The organism is Streptomyces kryoterrae (genome assembly GCF_054072135.1).
Genome location: NZ_CM133358.1, coordinates 6,681,956 through 6,698,363, shown reverse-complemented (window position 1 = coordinate 6,698,363; position 16,408 = coordinate 6,681,956). Strand labels below are relative to the sequence as shown.

Here is a 16,408-nt window from a genome sequence, read left to right as displayed (position 1 = left end):
CACCAAAGCCCGGCAGGCGGCGCACGCGTACGCGCACCACCCACCGGGCAGTCGTGCTCAACACACTTCAGGCGTCACTTGATCCAGGCGTCGACCTTCGCCTTGTTGGCGTCGACCCACTTCTTCGCCGCCGCCTCCGGAGTCATCTTGTCCTCGGCTATGTACTTGGCCACGAGGTTCTGGTCGTCGTTCGTCCAGGTGAAGTTCTTGACCAGGTTGTAGGCGGGGCTGCCCGACTTGGCGAACTTCGCGCTGACGATCTTGTCGAGCTTGTAGACGGGGTAGTCGCAGGCGATCTTCTCCGCGTCGGCGTCGCAACCCGCCTTGTAATCCGGCAGCTTGACCTTGGCCAGGGGCACCTCGGACATGAACCACTGGGGCTCGTAGAAGTAGCCGATCACCCATTCCTTGTTCTTCTCCGCCTTGCGGAAGGCCTGGATGAGCGCGGTCTCGCTGCCCGCGTACACCACCTTGAAGTCCAGCTTCAGGTTCTTGACCAGCGCCTCGTCATTCGTGACGAACGACGGGTCGCCGTCGAGGAGCTGGCCCTTGCCGCCCGACTCGGAGGTCTTGAACTTCGCCGCGTACTTGTCGAGGTTGTTCCAGTCGGTGATGTCCGGGTGCGCCTTGGCGAGCCACGGCGGCACGTACCAGCCGATCAGGCCTTCGTTGCCGGTCGCGCCGACCTCGACGGCGGTCTTCTGGCCGGTGATGTACTTCTTCTTCAGGTCGTCGTGGCCCCAGTTCTCGATGACGGCGTCGACCTCGCCCGTCCCGAAGCCCTGCCAGGCGATCTCCTCCTTCAGGTCCTTCTTGGTGACCTTGCACCCGAGGTCCTGCTCCGCGACGTACGCGACGACCGCCGCGTTCGCCTCGTAGCCGACCCAGGGGTTGACCGCGAGGTTGAAGGTGCCGCACTTCCCTGAGGACCCTGCGGAACCGGAAGAGGTGTCGGAGCCCGCGGAGTCGTCGCCTACCTTCGCGCCGCCGCAGGCGGTGAGGGTGAGGGCGAGGACGGCCATGCCGGCCGCGCCGACTCTCCACTGTGTTGCTTGCCTTGCCATGGTGGTAGCTCCTTACGCGCTGGTACGCCGCGCCGCTGCCTGAGTGATCCGGTCGAACATGACTCCGAGAAGGACGATGGCCAGCCCCGCCGCCAGCCCCTTCCCGTACAGCTGGCCCTGCGAGAAGCCGGCCACGACGTCGTAGCCGAGGGCGCCCGCGCCTACCAGGCCGCCCACAACAACCATCGACAGCACGTAGATCAGACCCTGGTTGGTGGCCAGGGTCAGGGCTCCGCGTGCCATCGGCAGCTGGACTTTGGTGATGATCTGCCAGGTGTTGCACCCGGCGGAGGTGGCCGCTTCCACGGTGGTCGCGGGCACGGTCCGTATCCCGTCCGCGATGATCTTCATGGCGACGGGCGCCGCGTAGACGATGGCGGCGACGATCGCCGTGAAGCGGGTCGCGCCGAACAGCGCCAGGAACGGTACGAGGTAGACGAACGGTGGCATGACCTGCGCCGCGTCCAGGGTGGGCCGGATCAGCCGGTCGGCGAGCGGGCTGCGTCCCATCCACACGCCGACGACGACGGCCAGCAGCATCGTCATGACCGTGGCGACGAGCGTGGACGCCAGGGTCGTCATGCTGTCCGACCAGACACCGGTGGCGACCAGCAGGCCGACACACACCGCCGTGGTGACCCCGGACCGCCAGCCGCCGAGCACCGTGCCGAGCCCGACCAGGACCGCGCCGACGAGCCACCAGGGCGAGTCGGTGAGCAGGGTCTGGAACGGGTTGAGCAGGCCGTTGGTGAGGGCGTCGCGGAAGGCGTTGGTGAGGCCCGACAGGTTGTCCTGCACCCAGGTGCTCGCGGTGTCGGCGCCGCTCGCGACGGAGCTGCCGACACCGCCCTCGCCGGGGAACTCCGCCGCCCACACATAGGTGTGCGACAGATAGACGAGGACGGCGGCGACAGCCGCTCCCGCGACCACCAACCGCCGCCGCCAGGCGAGGAGTCGGCCGCCCGAACGCCGCGCCGCCTCCTCACGCCCGCTCGCGGCGGTCGTGACGCGGTCGAGGACGATCGCCATGACGACGATCGCGAGGCCCGCGTTGAAGGCCGTACCCACATCGAGCGACTGCAGGGCCTGGATGACGGTCTTGCCGAGGCCGGGGGCGTCGATCAGGGCAGCGATGGTCACCATGGCGAGGGCGGCCATGATGGTCTGGTTGACGCCCATCACCACGGTCCGCTTCGACATCGGCAGCAGAACCTTGATCAGCGACTGCCAGCGGGTCGCGCCCAGCGAGTCGGCCGCCTCGACCGTCGTCTCCGGCACGGACCGGATGGCGTGCGCGGTGATACGGATCGCCGGCGGGGCCGCGTAGACGACGGTGGCGATGGTCGCGGAGGCGCCACCGATGAGGAAGAACAGGGTCAGCGGGGCGAGGTAGACGAAGGTGGGCATCGTCTGCATGAAGTCCAGAACGGGCGTCATGACCTTGTTGAACCGGTCGGACAGCCCCACGCACACACCCAGCGGAATCGCGAACAGCAGCGCCACGAGCACCGCCGTCAGCGTCAGGGCGAGCGTGTCCATGCTCTCCTGCCACAGCCCCTGCAGCCCGAAGAACACGAACCCGGCCACGGTCAGCAGCGCCACCCGCCAGTTGCCCACGGCCCAGGACACGAACCCGGCGATGCCGACGACCCCGAGCCACCCGATCTGGGGCAGCGGCCGCGAGTCGGACGGCTGGGAGATCAGATGCTGGACGAAGGTCGCCAGGTTGTCGATGACCAGGCGGATCTCGTTGAAGAAGTAGAGGAAGAGCGGGCTGGAGTTGCGGTTGGCGCCGATCGAGTCGTAGACGTCGTTCAGCCACCGGTGCAGGTCGGTGAGGTCCGCCGCCGCGAGCGTCAGGGTGTTCGTACCGCGCAGTACGGCGAACAGCACCAGCCAGACGACCAGGATCGCCCCGACCACCATGCGTCGGCTGACCCGGCGTACGGCGGCGACGGGCGCGGCGGCCTCGGGCACGGCGTCCGCCGGCTGTGGCGGCTCCGGTGTCGGGGGTTTCTCCATGGCGACGGTCATCGCGCGCCGCCTTCCTGTCCCTGTCCGGCGACTTCCTGTCCGGCGACGACCGCGAGGATCTCCTCGTCGCCGACGATGCCGAGCAGCTTGCCGTTCTCGACGACCTTGACCGGCTTCTCGGCGGCCAGGACAGCCCGGGTGGCTTCCCGCACGACGACGTCCGGACCCAGCTCGGGGCCGTCGAGGGCGTCGCCGTCCACCGGCGGGCGCATGATCCAGCGCAGGGTGAGGACGTCGGCGCGCGGCACGTCCTTCACGAACTCGCGTACGTAGTCGTCGGCGGGAGCGCCCACCAGCTCGTCCCCGGTACCGCACTGGACCATCTTGCCGTCGCGCATGATGAGGATGCGGTCGCCGAGTTTGAGTGCCTCGGAGAGGTCGTGGGTGATGAACACCATGGTCTTGCCGACCTCGTGGTGCAGCCGGATGACCTCGTTCTGCATGTCCCGCCGGATCAGCGGGTCGAGCGCCGAGAACGGCTCGTCGAAGAGGAGAACCTCCGGATCGCCCGCCAACGCCCTTGCCAGGCCCACGCGTTGCTGCATACCGCCGGAGAGCTGGTCGGGGTAGGAGTTCTCGTACCCGGAGAGGCCGACGAGCTCGACGACCTCCAGGGCCCGCTTCATTCGCTCGGCCCGGCCCATCCCGCGTATCTCGAGCCCGAAGGAGACGTTGTCGACGACCCGCCGGTGCGGAAGCAGCCCGAAGTGCTGGAAGACCATGGAGAACTTCTGGCGGCGCAGCTCACGCAGGCGTTTGTCGTCGGCGTCGCGGATGTTCTCGCCCTCGAAGACGATCTCACCGGCGGTCGGTTCGATCAGCCGGGTGAGACATCGCACCAGGGTCGACTTGCCGGAACCCGACAGACCCATGACGACGAACACCTCGCCGGGCGCCACGTCGAAGTCGATGTCGCGTACGGCGGCGGTGCATCCCGTACGGTCCATCAGCTCGCGCCGGGTGAGCCCGCACAGCTCCTCCGATTCCGGCACCCGGTCGGCCTTCGGCCCGAACACCTTCCACAGGCCGCGCACGGAGATGACCGGCGTGCCGTCCGAGTCCTGGGGCGTGCCGCGCCGCTGCGGCACCTCGGTCTGTACTGGGGTCACGATCGACCTCTTTTCGGCGTTCAGCCGCGGAACCAGTGCTGCGGCCGGGGTTGGATGTTCTGCCAGATGTGCTTGGGCTCTCGGTACTCGTCCAGGCCGCTCGGTCCCAGCTCCCGGCCCACACCCGAATGCCCGAAACCACCCCATTCCGCCTGCGGCACATAGGGGTGGTAGTCGTTGATCCACACGGTGCCGTGGCGCAGCCGCCGGGCGACCCGCTGGGCCTTCCCGCCATCCTGCGTCCACACGGCGCCCGCGAGGCCGTACTCGGTGTCGTTGGCGATGCGTACGGCGTCGTCCTCGTCGCCACTGAAGCGCTCGACGGTGAGCACGGGTCCGAAGGACTCCTCGTGCACCACCCGCATGTCCTGCGTGCACTCGTCGAGCACGGTGGGCGGGTAGTAGTGGCCGTCGGCGAGTGCGGGATCCGTGGGCCGCTCACCGCCGCAGCGCAGTACGGCACCCTCGGCGAGCCCGGTGGCGACATACGCCTCGACCTTCGCCAGGTGCCCGGCGGAGATCAGCGCGCCGGTCTCGGCCTCGGCGTCGAAGGGCCCGCCGAGCCGGATCTGCCGGGCCCGCCGGACGACCTCGTCCACGAACCGGTCGTGCAGCGAGTCCTCGACAATGAGCCGCGCACCGGCGGAGCAGACCTGCCCGGAGTGCAGGAAGACGGCGGTGAGGGCGAAGTCGACGGCCGTCTCGAAGTCGGCGTCGGCGAAGACGACGTTGGGGTTCTTGCCGCCGAGTTCCAGGGCCACCTTCTTCACGCCCGCGGCGGCGGTGGCCATGACGCGCTTGCCGGTCTCCAGTCCCCCGGTGAAGGAGACCATGTCGACGGCCGTGTCCTCGGAGAGCGGAGCGCCGACCTCGGGCCCGGCCCCCAGCACGAGGTTGGCGACGCCGGCGGGCAGCCCGGCCTCGGCGAGCGCCTTCATGAGGAGGATCGAGGTGGAGGGAGTGAGTTCGCTCGGCTTGAGAACGATCGTGTTGCCGGCGAGGAGGGCCGGGGCGACCTTCCAACTGGCTTGCAGGAGGGGGTAGTTCCAGGGAGTGATGAGCCCGCAGACACCCACCGGCTCGTACACCACCCGACTGACGGCGTCGTCCCGCCCGGTGTCGATCACGCGGCCGGCGTCCGTGCCCCCGATCCCGCCGTAGTGGCGGAAGCAGGAGACGACGTCGGCGATGTCGTACTCGCTCTCCACCAGCCGCTTGCCGGTGTCCAGCGACTCGGCGCGGGCGAACTCCTTGGCGTCGCGCTCGATGAGGTCGGCGGTGCGCAGCAGCAGTTGGCCGCGATCCCGTTCGGGAGTACGCGGCCAGGGTCCTGTGTCGAAGGCGCGGCGGGCGGCGGCGATCGCGGCCTCGGCGTCGGGACGGGTCCCCTCCGAGACGGTCGCGGCGAGCCTGCCGTCAGCGGGACATCGTATTTCGCGGCGGCCACCGGCCACCGGCTCCCGCCATTCACCGTCCACATACAGGTCTGCCACGCGCCAAGCCTTTCAACAGAAATTCGTTGCGCATCGTGCACCCAATTGCTTGTGGTGGAACACCCTGGCGAATGTGCGGACATACGTCAAGTAGTTGGCGGATGACGATTTCGACAGGGGGTCATCAGGGGCCCAGCAGGGCGGGCGCAGCTACCCGACAGCCCTTGACCGGAGCGGTCGCCGAGCCGACCATGTTGCGTATCGCTCACCATGTTGTGCAATACGCACCAACGGAGGCCGACGTGTCCCCTAAGTTTCCTCGACCCGTAACTGGCAGCGAGTACGTCCTCACCCTCTCGTGTCCCGACAGCTCGGGACTGGTCCACGCCGTGAGCGGCTTTCTCGTCCGGAACTCGGGAAACATCCTGGAGAGCCAGCAGTTCGATGATCGACTCCAGGGCCGTTTCTTCATGAGGGTCCACTTCGATGTTTCCGATCCGAACGCGGACCTGGAAAACCTGCGTTACCGATTCGGCCCCGTCGCCGAGGCCTACGGCATCTCCTGGACCCTGCGGGACGCGTCGACCCCGACCCGCACCCTGATCATGGTGTCCAGGTTCGGCCACTGCCTGAACGACCTGCTCTTCCGCCGCCGCACGGGCGGCCTCAACATCGAGATCCCGGCGATCGTCTCCAACCACCGCGACTTCGAGGGCCTGGCGGAGAGCTACGGCATCCCCTTCCACCACATCCCGGTGACCCGGGACACCAAGCCGGAGGCGGAGGCACGGCTGCTGGAGCTGGTGCGTGAGCTGGACATCGACCTGGTGGTGCTGGCCCGCTATATGCAGGTCCTCACCGACGACCTGTGCAAGGAGCTGGAGGGGCGGGCCATCAACATCCACCACTCCTTCCTGCCCAGCTTCAAGGGCGCGCGCCCGTACGAGCAGGCGTACGACCGCGGGGTGAAGCTGGTGGGCGCGACGGCGCACTATGTGACGCCCGACCTGGACGAGGGCCAGATCATCGAGCAGGACGTGGTGCGGGTGGACCACTCGCTCGACCCCAACGAGCTGGTGACGGTGGGCCGGGACGTGGAGGCACAGGTGCTGGCGCACGCGGTGAAGTGGCACAGCGAGAGCAGGGTGATGGTGGAGGGGAGCCGGACGGTGGTGTTTCGCTGAGGGGTGCGTCCGCGCGTGAGAGGTGCGCGTCCGTATACAACGCTGGACACCTCGCACGCGGTCCGTCCGCCTGATGCTGGTAAGTGGTGTCACCAACCGAAGTGAGTGTCCGCAGGGAGGTCGCCGGCTACGGGCCGACGACCTCTCACTCCCTGCGACGTACGTCTATTTGCTTGCGGCGAAGCGCATCAGGGCGAGTTCGTCGCCCTGTTTGATCTTCCCCGTCACGTTGATCACCTCGAGCTTCCAGGCGGTGCCGGACCGCACGGCCTTGGCGACGGCGCAGCCGTTGTCCGTGGTGAGCATGCTGGGCCAGATGTCGGCGACCTGCTGGGTGCTGCCGCCACTCGCGTCGTACACCTTGAAACTGACGTTGCGCGCCTTCTGGAAGGAACTGCCCTTCTTGTAGGCGGCGGCGACGAACACGATCGAGGTGATGTGGGGCGGGATCTTCGCGAACTCGACCGTGACGGTCTCGTCGTCACCGTCCCCGTGCCCCGTCTGGTTGTCCCCGCTGTGGAGCAGGGAGCCGTTGCCGATGGGGTCGAGCGAGTCGAGACCCGCCAGACGCACCGGGTCGCCGTCGTGCAGGGCGATGGCGATCAGGTCGAGGTCGGTGCCGGTCTTGCGGCGGAGCTTGCCCATCACTCCGCCGCTCGCGCCGGAGGTGGGGTCCCAGGAGGCCCCGATGGACAGATGGGTCACCCCGTCCAGGTCCGCCGGGCCGTCTTCCTTCGTAAGCGTAATCATGGGCCCATACTGCCTGGGCTTTCACCGAGGTCCCAGAAGGGGCCCCCATGATGACCAGAGACTCCTTGGCCACGGTTCCCGAGCAGGGCTGTTATGTGGGTCGACGTCGAAGTCGGCCGAGGCGGAGTAGAACATGGCCATCGCCCGGGTGGCGTCCTGGATGGGCCGCAGGAGGGCGGAGCGCCCGGACTCCTGGTCCTGGTACTCCAGCAGCCAGCGGTCCAGCCCGAACTCGTTGGGCACACCGTAGAAGGCCAGCACGTGGCCCGCCCCCGGAATCGTGGCCAGGGCCGACGCACAGCACACCGCCGATGTCTGAGAACGCACATGGAGGCTGAACCTCGCACAAAAGAGAGCTGGTCAAGCCCCGGGGGCCCTATCGGTCGCCCATGGCAGCGCTCCACCTCCCGCGGGACAGATGGCACACCCCGTCAGGAGTGATGCGGACTTGAGCGCCGAGCAGCGGCAACGACCCTTCCGCGTTGAGGCGGTTCCGGATACGTTCCAGCGCAGTCCAGAGCCGTTGTGGGCCGCTCTGGTGGACTTCCGGCGGGTCGGTCCGCTCGGCGGACGCCCGGGCCCATGAGCCGTCGGCGTGGACCAGATAGGCGGTGCGGGTCCGGTCGCGCTGTTCGTAGGCGAGTTCCACTCCCGGTGTCGTGACTTCCAGCATGGATCGCAGTTCCCACGCGTTCGCCACATCCACCACGGGATAGCGGCCCGTGCCGGTCTCGTCACCGTCCGATTTTCGCGCGGTGGCGAACAACTCGGTGAGAGCGGGCGGGTAGTCGTCCCCCGAGCGCGTGAGCATGAACCCGGCGGTGTCACGTTCCACCCGCCCCAGGACATCGCCGTTGGCGTGCTTCCAGCCGGTGATGACGAGTGAGGTGCGCCCGAGCGTCGTCGCGATCCGTCCGCCCGTGGCGAGAGCCGCGAGTACAGGGCGCAGACCCGGTCCGGCGGGCAGCCCGACCGTGGAGACGATCCGCTCGTACGTGCCAGGTACGCGCTTCGTCGCGTCCGCAGTGACGAACTTGGGGTGCAGGCCGATGTCGGCGAGCCGGGAGGCCGCCGCGTTGGTCAGGTACGCGTCCACGTCCAGGCTCGTCACGTACCGGTCCCCGATCCGGCAGGACGCGTACGCGGTGAGCCCGCCGGCTCCGGTGCCCAGGTCCAGAAGTGACAGCCCCGCCCCGAGCCGCCCATGCCGAAGCATCCGGACCACCAGGCTCGGCAGCGTGGCGGACGAGGTGGGCAGCCCCTCCGGGCGATCGCCGGGCATCGCGTGGTCGGCATGCAGGCCACCGACCCTGGTGACCAACGACCGGTCCGCGTAAGCGGCTTCGGCCCATGCGTCCAGGTCGTCTCCCCCCTCGCGGAGAACCCACGCACCCGAGTCGTCCACGTCCCACCAGCGCGGGACCAACTCGTGCCGAGGCACGGCCGCCACCACCGGCAGCCACCGGGAATCCGGATCGGCCACCTGGTCGGCGAGCCTTGCCGCTCTCTTCTCCCAATCCATGTCGCCGAGCCTCTCAGTCATCAGTACGCGGGGTCACACGCTTCGGTGCCAGCAGGGTCGCAGTCGCCCGAGTCGTTCGGAGTGCACGCGACACGCGGGGCGGGGACGCTCGCCGCGAGTTCCGCCCACTGCGGGCCACCGAGCAGATCGGCGAGCCGGGTTTGTCGCACGTTGCCCGCCGGGAAAACGCGCGACAGCACGCATCCGGCAAGATCCCCGTTCGGGAGAACCGCCGCGCGTCCTCTCGTACACCGCCCGCACATCTCATCCAGCGTCGGCGTCCGACCCGGCAGCGCGGCCCGCCCGACCGCCCGTACCTGGTCCGTGTTGATGAGCGTCACTCCCATGGATTCCAGCTCGGCCCGTGCTTCGGCGACGCGTTGCCCTGGCAGAATGTCCACTATTCCGGCCCGCACGGTCACTCCACGGTTGACGGCCTCCCGGATGTTGCACCGAGTACGGACATAGCTGCCCGTCCTCCCCGTGATCCGGTCGTGTTCCCCGGGGTCGTCGCTGTAGTAGCTCGTCCCGAGGGTGACCCCGTCCCGCATGAACAGGTCCCACCACACGGGGTTGACGTGGAACAAGTTGGAGTACACCTCCACATGCAGCCCGAGCGAGAGCCCGAGTTCGGTGAACTCCCGCCACTGCGGGTGAACCGTCGGCTCACCCCCGATGAGCTGAACGGTCCGGATGCCGAGGGCGGCAGCGTCGATGATGACCGTTCGCCAGTCCTCGGGGGTCATGTCGCCGTGGGATGCCTGCGGGCTGGACTCGGACAGGCAGTGCACACAGGCGAGTTGACACTTGCCGGTGATCTCCAGTTCGAGCGACCGGACATCGGGGAGCGGTTCGCGGGTGGGTGGCTCAATGAGCGTCGGCATTCTGGCCTTCTCCAGTGTCATTGTGCTGAGAGCCGGCCCGGTGCCGAGCGCGCAGCACACGGCAGTCGGTCACCCTGCTCGCGTCCCGTTCCGCTCTGGCGACGGCTTCGGCCCGGTCGAGTTCCTGGCAGTCCGGACACGCGACGAGTTCGGTGAGCGCCGCCGAACCGGCGGGCGCGGCCGTGTTGTTGTGCGTCACGCCACCTCTCCCCGGCTTCTGGCGTTCTCGCGCGCTGTCCTGGCGCTGAGACGCTCGGCGGGTGTGGCGGGGCGGACATGCTCGGGGTCCGCGTCCCACTCCGTTCCGCCGCAGACCGGACGCAGTGACCAGTACGGGCCTGCCGTACCCCGGAACTCCCCGACACGGGCTTCACCCCTGAGGTCCACCACGAGCGTGCCGGGCGCCGGTACCAGAACATCTCCTCCAGGCATCACCACTCCTCTCCGTAGTCGTTCCACTACCAAGGGGATTCAGCGTGGCCTAGGCTTGGCTAGTCTTCAACTTGCGTCGGCTGCACGGAGAGTTGGGCGGGATCTGTTGAATCGGAAGACGTTGGACCCCGAGAGTTCGCCGGTCGCAAAGTTCGGGGAGCGCCTTCGCAGGTTGCGGGATGAACGAGGCTGGACGCAGGACGAGTTAGGCGTACGCATGGGGTATTCGGGAACGCATATTTCGGCCGTCGAAACTGGTCGCAGGTCTCCAACTCCCCGTTTCGCCGCAAGTGCCGACAAGGCGTTGAGGACTGGTGATCAGCTTGAACGCGAAGAACAGGCCCTGCGGGAGACCGCCCTACTGGAGGGATTCCCGGAGTACGTCGCGCAGGAGGTGAACGCGGCAGAGATCCGACTCTTTGAGATTGGCATCGTGCCGGGACTCCTCCAGACGTCGGAGTACGCGGCAGCGATCACGACAGGCGCCGTTCGTCGGGGAGCGATCACGCAGCAACAGGGAGAGGAACGGCTGACGCTCCTCGCTCAGCGACAGGCATCACTGGAGCGGGCACCCGCACCGTTCATCTACGCGGTTCTGGACGAGAGTTGCGTACGGCGGCCGGTCGGCGGCCCAGAGGTCATGGCGGCGCAGCTGGAACGGCTTGCCGCGTTCGCCGAGCTGCCCTCCACGGTCCTCCAGGTCGCTCCGTACGATCTCGGCGAGCGGCGAGCGTTCGACCTGCCAGTGACGCTCTTGACCCTCGCTGACAGATCCCACATCGCGTACGCCGAGTCCGCACAACAGGGGCGACTGGAGCGCGATATGAAGTTCGTACAGCCCATGTTGACGGCCTACCATCAGCTACAGGCCGAAGCGCTCTCGCAGGCGGCCTCCGTGACCATGATCAACCAGGTACGAAGGGGCACCTCGTGACGACCGAAAATCCGCGTTGGTTCACGTCCTCCTACAGCAGCAACGGCGGCCAGTGCGTCCAGGTCGCCGCCAACCTCGCCGCGTCGCGCGGCACAGTCCCCGTCCGTGATTCCAAGGACCCGAGCGGCCTGGTTCTGGACTTCCCCGTCGGCGCGTTCGCCACCTTCGTGGCGGGCGTCAGGACCGGAGAGTTCGGCACCTTCTGACCACAGGCCGGCTGCCCGCCCCCTCAGCCCGTCCGGCGTGTGAGGACGGGGCCTCGCGTGAAGCGTGCCCGAATACTCTGAGTAACTAGTCGCCCCGGCTCGGCAAGGGGGACCGCCACTCAGGTGGCGATCCTTGACAGGGTATCGGGGCGGGGTGGCGGGCTGACGCCTCAGCCTCGTTCATGATCGGCCGGGTTTGCGGTCACCGTTGCTGGTCTCGGTGCCTGTGTCGGCGTAGGTGGGGTCTTCTTGGCAGCGGGCGGCGCTGGTGGCGTTCTGGGTGAGGAGGAGGTGAGTCAGGATGCGAAGCGACAACGCGCCCACTCATGACACCGCTGGCACCGGCCAAACCGTCACTATCCGTGACGCTTGGATCGCGGCAGAAGAGTGCACGGCTTTGTCGCCGGTTTTCTGTTTGCGGGTCAGTTCATTCAGCCGTAGGACGAGCTGGGCTCGTCGATGAACCGGCCGTCGGTCGCCGGCGCGACCGAGCCGTCCCCCGCGTGCACCAAAGCCTGGTAGGGCAGATGCAGCCCTGCGCCGCTGTGATCCCAGCCGAACACCGTGCCCGAGCGGAGGAGTCGCCGTTATCGTCGACCGGTGATCGGCAACCTTGAGACGTTCCAGGATGAGCTGGCCGCCAGCGGGTTTCCGCCGCTGGTCAACAAGCTGGCCGGGGCCGGCTTCCGGGGCCGGGTCGCCACCTGCGACCTCGGGCCGCTGCGGCTGGTCTCCCTCGACACGCCCGAGAGCGCCTGTATCGGGCGGGAGCGCGACGCCGCCGACAGCGAGAACCTGGCGGTCAAGGTAATGACCCGGGGCCGGACGCGGATCGAGCAGGGACGCGGCGACGCCGAACTCGGGCCGGCCGACCTGGTGCTGCTCGATCCCACGCGTACGCTCCGGTTCGAAAGCACCGCCGCGGCGCACGTCACTATCCTGGTTCCGCGCCGGGAGCTTCGGATCCGGCCCGCGCAGATCGACCGGCTCGTCGGCGTACGCATCGACGGCAGGCACGGTCCGGGCGCTCTCGTCTCCGTGCTGGCCCGGGAGTTGGCGCGGTCGGCGACCGAGTTCCGCGAGGCGGAGGCGCTGCGGTCGGCGGCGGCCGTCGTCGAGCTGATCGCCGTCGCCCTGGAGGCCCGGCTCGGCGACGAGCAACCGGTCCCGGACGAGTGGCTGCGGAACCGGATCGCCGGCTACATCGAGGCCCGGCTGGCCGATCCCGATCTTTCCCCGCCCGGCATCGCCGCCGCCCACCACGTCTCCGTACGCCGGCTGCACAAGCTGTTCGAGGACCAGCCGCTCACCGTCGCGGCCCTGATCCGGCGTCGCCGCCTGGAACGCTGCCGGGCCGAGCTGACCGGAAGCGGACGTACGGTCACCGCCGTGGCCGCCCGGTGGGGGTTCTCCGATCCCACCCATTTCAGCAAGCTCTTCAAGGCGACGTACGGCTACAACGCCCGTGCACTGGTTACCAGCAACCGTGCGCAGACGACCAAGACGCGCACGGCCGGCCCGGAACAGGATGGTGGTGACCAAGGCAGGCAATAGCAATGGGAGAAGTCGTGGCGAAGGTAAACATCGTCCGCCCCGGTGAGGGCGAGATCCTCGGCAGCGGGGCGCAGCAGATCCGCATCCTGGAGAACGGCGAGCACACCGACCACCGGCTGGGGTTCGCCGAGGTCACCATTCCGCCGGGCACCCCGAGCCCGTTGCAGCATCGCCACGCCCAGCATGACGAGGGCTTCTACGTGCTGGCGGGAACGTTCCGGTTCACCGTCGGCGAGGACCGATACGACGCCGGGCCGGGCACCTGGGTCATCGTGCCGACCGGGGCGCCGCACACGTTCGCCAACGTCGGCGACGAGAACGCGGTCATGCTTAACACGTTCACGCCGGACCTGTATGTGCAGTACTTCCGCGACTTCAAGGCCATGATCGATTCCGGGCAGCCGGTCAACGCCGAGACCATGCAACCGCTCTGGAAGAACTACGCCACCGAGATCTCGAACGAATACGCCTCGTGAAGCGCCTTCAGTACGACCGCTACGGCGGCCCGGAGGTGATGCGGCTCGCTGAGTTCGAGCCACCACGCCCGGGTCCGGATGAGGTTCTCGTCCGCGTCCGGGCGGCGGCTTCCAATGCGCTGGACTGGAAGATGCGCAACGGCGAGATGAAGCTGTTGACCGGTTGCCCTTTTCCCCGGGCGATGGGGCACGACGTCGCCGGAGTTGTCGAGGTGGTCGGCGCCGGCGTTACCCGCCTGAAGGCCGGCGACGCGGTACTCGGCGGGGCTCGGTTCCGGCAGGCGGGGGCGTTCGCCGAGATGGTGACGGTCCCGGAGAAGGCGGTCGTGCTCGAACCGGTGGACCTTTCGTACGAGCAGGCCGCCGCGCTGCCGACTGTGGGCGTGACCGCCTACCAGGCCACGGCGGAGGTCCGGCCCGGGCCGGCGGTCTTCGTCAACGGGTGCCTGGGCGGGGTGGGCCGGGCCGCCGTCCAGTTCGCCCGGGCGCGGGGAGCCTCGGTCGCCGGCAGCTGCCGCGACACCGCGACCGACGAGGTCCGCGAGCTCGGCGTCGACACGACCACCTGATCAGCCTGCAGCTGGGCGGGGACCCAAACGACTACCGCAACTTGTGGGTGGAGCCGGCCGACCCCGGTCACAAGAAGGGCTCCGGGGTCAACAGCGCGAAGGATCCGGTGGAGACGAAACTTCACACCGCAATCTGTAAGAGCCAGGTCACCCTCGCCGCCGCACAGCAGGCCATCGTCACCGACTGGACCACGGCCCTGAGCAGCCTTCACCTCGGCTGAACAGGCAGGCCGCGGTCACCGCGGTGCCGGATCTTTCGAAGGCCGAAGGGGGTGCCCCTCCCACCGACGCACGCCAGTCGCTTCGTGTCGGTGACTGGGTCGGCCCGGCTCAGGGTCCGGCGCCGGGCAGCCTCCAGCGCGGTGCGGTTTGCGGCCGACGGCGTCTGGGGCGTACGCAGAGGCGTCTCGGAGTCTGCCGGGGCAGCGGATGCGTCGGGGACTGGTGTGGCGGTGGGGGCGGCGGCGGACCCCTTTCGGGCCGCACTGGAGGTGGGGGCGTTCGTCATGGCATGCCTTGCGGGGGTCAGGTCCGGCGGAGCGCGTCCAGATGGTCATGGGCGGGGCAACGGCCGCGCTCTGTGTAGCGCTCGGCGAAATCGGTCAGGACATGCCGCAGGACCGCCGGGGTGCCGGGAACGGCGAGGGCGCTGTCGGCCGCGGCAAAGCAGGCGCGGGCGGCCTTGGCGAGGTCCTGGTCGTCGAGGCCGGTGCGGGCCGCCCGCAGCCAGACGTCGTGGGAGGGGACGGGCCGCTGCGGGTCCGGGCAGAGTGGCTCGGTTGCCGCGTAGGCGGCATCGGCCACCACCGGGTCGTTCAGGAGCGTCGCGGCCAGCACAGTCGGCACGACCCAGTCGTCGCCGTTCTGCGCGTCGGTCATCCGCAACTCCAGCCAGCCGCGCGGTCTGACCGGCGGGAACAGAGTGCTGAGGTGGTAGTCCAGGTCGGCCAGGGTCGGCGGCCGCAGCCCGGGTACGCCCCGCAGCCAGGCGCGGAAGGTCAAGCCGGAGGGCGCGGACCAGTCCCCGTTGAGGTCGCCCGGTATGCACATCACCTGCGCGTCGAGCGCGTAGCGGGTCCAGGCCACACGTGGGTCGGAGTGGTATCGGGGCGGGCGGGTACGACCGGCATCCATCCGGGACCAGACGTCCTGCCGGCTGGACAGCCACCCGGTGGGCCACCCGTCCTGTATCGGGGAGTTGGCGAAGGCGGCGACGAGCACGGGACCGATACGGTGGGAGAGTTCCCAGCGGGAGCGGTAGCCGCCGACGCCGCGGGAGTCCTCGCCGGAGTCCAGGTTGATCTGTACGGATGCGGTGCGGCGCATCATGTCGCGGCCCCAGGGGCCCTCGCGGTCGAAGAAGCTCTCCATGGCCCGGTAGCGGGGGTGGTCGAGCACGCGAGGCGGTTCGCGATAGGGGTCGAGGCCCCGGCCGACGAGTGTCAGATCGGCCTGCTCGACTGCCGTGCGCAGTACGGCGAGATCCGCGGTCATCATCTCGACGCACGCGCCGAGCGTGAGGGCCGGCGGGGAACTCAGCTCCAGCTGGCCGCCCGGCTCACGGGTGAGCCTGCTGCCCCCGGGCAGGGCGCCTGCCACCTCGATCGACGCGAGGGCGGCGTTCAGCCGGTCGACGGATATCGGCAGCCGAGGGTTGTGGCGGTCCTGGACCAGCCACTCCGTCTCCACCCCGATCCGCTCAGGGGGGCCGGTCTTGAAACACACGCCGAGCACATACGCCTCCGCCTCTTCCAGGGTCAGTTCGGTCATTTCTGTCCTCCTCTCACACAATCTGGTGCGGGTCAGGTGGGTGTCGGTCCGGGCGCAGGGGTGGAGTGGCGTGTCGAGGGGGAAACCGCTCCACCCCCGCGCGGGGCCGTCAGTTGGAGACGGCCCCGGAGGTGATCTCAACGTGCTCGGGGTAGAAGGCGACGCGGCCGGTGATCGCCCCCACGGCCTCGAACGGCTCCTCGTGGAACCACACCGCGTCCGCGGTCTTCTTCTCGGGGGTGACGAGGCTGTAGTAGGACGCCTCGCCCTTGTACGGGCGGTAGGTGTGGGAGTCTGTCCGCTCCAGAAGTGCCTGGTCGGCATCGGCCAGGGGGATGTAATGAACGGCCGGACAGCCGGCCTCGGTCAGCGTGACGGCAGAGGTCGTCTCGGCGACGACCTTCCTGCCGTCCCGAGTGACCACCCGGATCAGACTGGAGTTCTCGACGACCTCAATGTGGTGGTCCGGCCCAGGGATCCTTCGTGG

General features: G+C 68.6%; 19 protein-coding genes and 1 pseudogene. 7 read left to right on the top strand and 13 right to left on the bottom strand.

What is annotated here, in order from left to right:
- Positions 1-74: 74 nt before the first annotated feature.
- The 4 genes from ACW4TU_RS29830 to ACW4TU_RS29815 all read right to left on the bottom strand — a co-directional run bounded on the left by ACW4TU_RS29830 (position 75) and on the right by ACW4TU_RS29815 (position 5,700).
- The gene (locus tag ACW4TU_RS29830) at positions 75-1,064 is read right to left on the bottom strand and encodes an ABC transporter substrate-binding protein (RefSeq protein WP_457418052.1); all 990 of its coding nucleotides are present in this window, start codon (positions 1,062-1,064) and stop codon (positions 75-77) included.
- 12 nt (positions 1,065-1,076) lie between these two features.
- The gene (locus ACW4TU_RS29825; RefSeq protein ID WP_457430392.1) at positions 1,077-2,603 is read right to left on the bottom strand and encodes an ABC transporter permease; all 1,527 of its coding nucleotides are present in this window, start codon (positions 2,601-2,603) and stop codon (positions 1,077-1,079) included.
- Positions 2,604-3,094: 491 nt separating this feature from the next.
- Positions 3,095-4,207, bottom strand: a complete 1,113-nt coding sequence (locus tag ACW4TU_RS29820; RefSeq protein ID WP_457418050.1) for a quaternary amine ABC transporter ATP-binding protein — start codon at positions 4,205-4,207, stop codon at positions 3,095-3,097.
- Between the two features lie 20 nt (positions 4,208-4,227).
- Positions 4,228-5,700 (bottom strand): aldehyde dehydrogenase family protein, encoded by a 1,473-nt coding sequence (locus tag ACW4TU_RS29815; RefSeq protein ID WP_457418048.1) that lies wholly within the window; start codon positions 5,698-5,700, stop codon positions 4,228-4,230.
- A gap of 242 nt (positions 5,701-5,942) precedes the next feature.
- Here ACW4TU_RS29815 and purU point away from each other — a divergent pair, with 242 nt between their 5' ends.
- On the top strand, positions 5,943-6,824 hold the full coding sequence (gene purU, locus ACW4TU_RS29810) for a formyltetrahydrofolate deformylase (protein ID WP_457418046.1): 882 nt from the start codon (positions 5,943-5,945) through the stop codon (positions 6,822-6,824).
- Between the two features lie 165 nt (positions 6,825-6,989).
- On the opposite strand, the gene ACW4TU_RS29805 is transcribed toward purU, so the two are convergent.
- Genes ACW4TU_RS29805 through ACW4TU_RS29780 form a run of 6 tightly spaced genes read right to left on the bottom strand, consistent with a single transcriptional unit; the run spans position 6,990 to position 10,412 of the window.
- Positions 6,990-7,574 carry a TerD family protein gene (locus ACW4TU_RS29805; protein WP_457418044.1) on the bottom strand — a complete coding sequence of 195 codons (585 nt, stop codon included), beginning with the start codon at positions 7,572-7,574 and terminating at the stop codon, positions 6,990-6,992.
- 21 nt (positions 7,575-7,595) lie between these two features.
- On the bottom strand, positions 7,596-7,901 hold the full coding sequence (locus tag ACW4TU_RS29800) for a hypothetical protein (RefSeq protein WP_457418042.1): 306 nt from the start codon (positions 7,899-7,901) through the stop codon (positions 7,596-7,598).
- Positions 7,902-7,950: 49 nt separating this feature from the next.
- On the bottom strand, positions 7,951-9,096 hold the full coding sequence (locus ACW4TU_RS29795; RefSeq protein WP_457430390.1) for a methyltransferase domain-containing protein: 1,146 nt from the start codon (positions 9,094-9,096) through the stop codon (positions 7,951-7,953).
- Between the two features lie 20 nt (positions 9,097-9,116).
- Positions 9,117-9,980 (bottom strand): radical SAM/SPASM domain-containing protein, encoded by an 864-nt coding sequence (locus ACW4TU_RS29790; RefSeq protein WP_457418040.1) that lies wholly within the window; start codon positions 9,978-9,980, stop codon positions 9,117-9,119.
- On the bottom strand, positions 9,964-10,179 hold the full coding sequence (locus ACW4TU_RS29785) for a hypothetical protein (protein ID WP_457418038.1): 216 nt from the start codon (positions 10,177-10,179) through the stop codon (positions 9,964-9,966). The genes ACW4TU_RS29790 and ACW4TU_RS29785 overlap by 17 nt, the downstream gene beginning before the upstream one ends.
- Complete coding sequence (locus ACW4TU_RS29780) at positions 10,176-10,412, bottom strand: hypothetical protein (RefSeq protein ID WP_457418036.1); 237 nt, start codon at positions 10,410-10,412, stop codon at positions 10,176-10,178. Before ACW4TU_RS29780 ends, ACW4TU_RS29785 begins: the two co-directional genes overlap by 4 nt.
- 103 nt (positions 10,413-10,515) lie before the next feature.
- Here ACW4TU_RS29780 and ACW4TU_RS29775 point away from each other — a divergent pair, with 103 nt between their 5' ends.
- Both ACW4TU_RS29775 and ACW4TU_RS29770 read left to right on the top strand, forming a co-directional pair.
- A complete protein-coding gene (locus tag ACW4TU_RS29775) occupies positions 10,516-11,346 on the top strand; it encodes a helix-turn-helix domain-containing protein (protein WP_457430388.1) in 831 nt (276 codons plus the stop codon).
- The gene (locus tag ACW4TU_RS29770; protein ID WP_457418034.1) at positions 11,343-11,552 is read left to right on the top strand and encodes a DUF397 domain-containing protein; all 210 of its coding nucleotides are present in this window, start codon (positions 11,343-11,345) and stop codon (positions 11,550-11,552) included. The genes ACW4TU_RS29775 and ACW4TU_RS29770 overlap by 4 nt, the downstream gene beginning before the upstream one ends.
- 431 nt (positions 11,553-11,983) lie before the next feature.
- Here the strand turns inward: ACW4TU_RS29770 and ACW4TU_RS29765 are convergent, their stop codons facing one another.
- On the bottom strand, positions 11,984-12,115 hold the full coding sequence (locus ACW4TU_RS29765) for a hypothetical protein (RefSeq protein ID WP_457416831.1): 132 nt from the start codon (positions 12,113-12,115) through the stop codon (positions 11,984-11,986).
- Between the two features lie 37 nt (positions 12,116-12,152).
- Between ACW4TU_RS29765 and ACW4TU_RS29760 the strand changes: the two genes are divergently transcribed.
- From ACW4TU_RS29760 to ACW4TU_RS29745, 4 genes and pseudogenes are all read left to right on the top strand, one after another.
- Positions 12,153-13,106 carry an AraC-like ligand-binding domain-containing protein gene (locus ACW4TU_RS29760; protein ID WP_457416829.1) on the top strand — a complete coding sequence of 318 codons (954 nt, stop codon included), beginning with the start codon at positions 12,153-12,155 and terminating at the stop codon, positions 13,104-13,106.
- Positions 13,107-13,120: 14 nt separating this feature from the next.
- Positions 13,121-13,582, top strand: a complete 462-nt coding sequence (locus tag ACW4TU_RS29755) for a cupin domain-containing protein (protein WP_457416827.1) — start codon at positions 13,121-13,123, stop codon at positions 13,580-13,582.
- 38 nt (positions 13,583-13,620) lie between these two features.
- The gene (locus tag ACW4TU_RS29750) at positions 13,621-14,151 is read left to right on the top strand and encodes an NAD(P)-dependent alcohol dehydrogenase (RefSeq protein WP_457430276.1); all 531 of its coding nucleotides are present in this window, start codon (positions 13,621-13,623) and stop codon (positions 14,149-14,151) included.
- Positions 14,139-14,372: pseudogene (locus ACW4TU_RS29745) on the top strand (hypothetical protein); the annotation flags it as partial. The gene ACW4TU_RS29750 and the pseudogene ACW4TU_RS29745, both read left to right, overlap by 13 nt.
- Before the next feature lie 304 nt (positions 14,373-14,676).
- On the opposite strand, the gene egtA reads toward ACW4TU_RS29745, so the two are convergent.
- Together egtA and ACW4TU_RS29735 are read right to left on the bottom strand one after the other, a co-directional pair.
- A complete protein-coding gene (gene egtA, locus ACW4TU_RS29740; RefSeq protein ID WP_457418032.1) occupies positions 14,677-15,921 on the bottom strand; it encodes an ergothioneine biosynthesis glutamate--cysteine ligase EgtA in 1,245 nt (414 codons plus the stop codon).
- A 109-nt stretch (positions 15,922-16,030) separates the two neighbouring features.
- Positions 16,031-16,345 carry a DUF427 domain-containing protein gene (locus ACW4TU_RS29735; protein ID WP_457418030.1) on the bottom strand — a complete coding sequence of 105 codons (315 nt, stop codon included), beginning with the start codon at positions 16,343-16,345 and terminating at the stop codon, positions 16,031-16,033.
- Positions 16,346-16,408: the final 63 nt, after the last annotated feature.

Bases quoted from the DNA above. Each gene is read 5' to 3' on its own strand.
- ACW4TU_RS29830 (WP_457418052.1), bottom strand. From the start codon at position 1,064: ATGGCAAGGCAAGCAACACAGTGGAGAGTCGGCGCGGCCGGCATGGCC.
- ACW4TU_RS29825 (WP_457430392.1), bottom strand. From the start codon at position 2,603: ATGGACACGCTCGCCCTGACGCTGACGGCGGTGCTCGTGGCGCTGCTG.
- ACW4TU_RS29805 (WP_457418044.1), bottom strand. From the start codon at position 7,574: ATGATTACGCTTACGAAGGAAGACGGCCCGGCGGACCTGGACGGGGTG.
- ACW4TU_RS29795 (WP_457430390.1), bottom strand. From the start codon at position 9,096: ATGGATTGGGAGAAGAGAGCGGCAAGGCTCGCCGACCAGGTGGCCGAT.
- ACW4TU_RS29790 (WP_457418040.1), bottom strand. From the start codon at position 9,980: ATGCCGACGCTCATTGAGCCACCCACCCGCGAACCGCTCCCCGATGTC.
- ACW4TU_RS29780 (WP_457418036.1), bottom strand. From the start codon at position 10,412: ATGCCTGGAGGAGATGTTCTGGTACCGGCGCCCGGCACGCTCGTGGTG.
- ACW4TU_RS29750 (WP_457430276.1), top strand. From the start codon at position 13,621: ATGCGGCTCGCTGAGTTCGAGCCACCACGCCCGGGTCCGGATGAGGTT.
- egtA (WP_457418032.1), bottom strand. From the start codon at position 15,921: ATGACCGAACTGACCCTGGAAGAGGCGGAGGCGTATGTGCTCGGCGTG.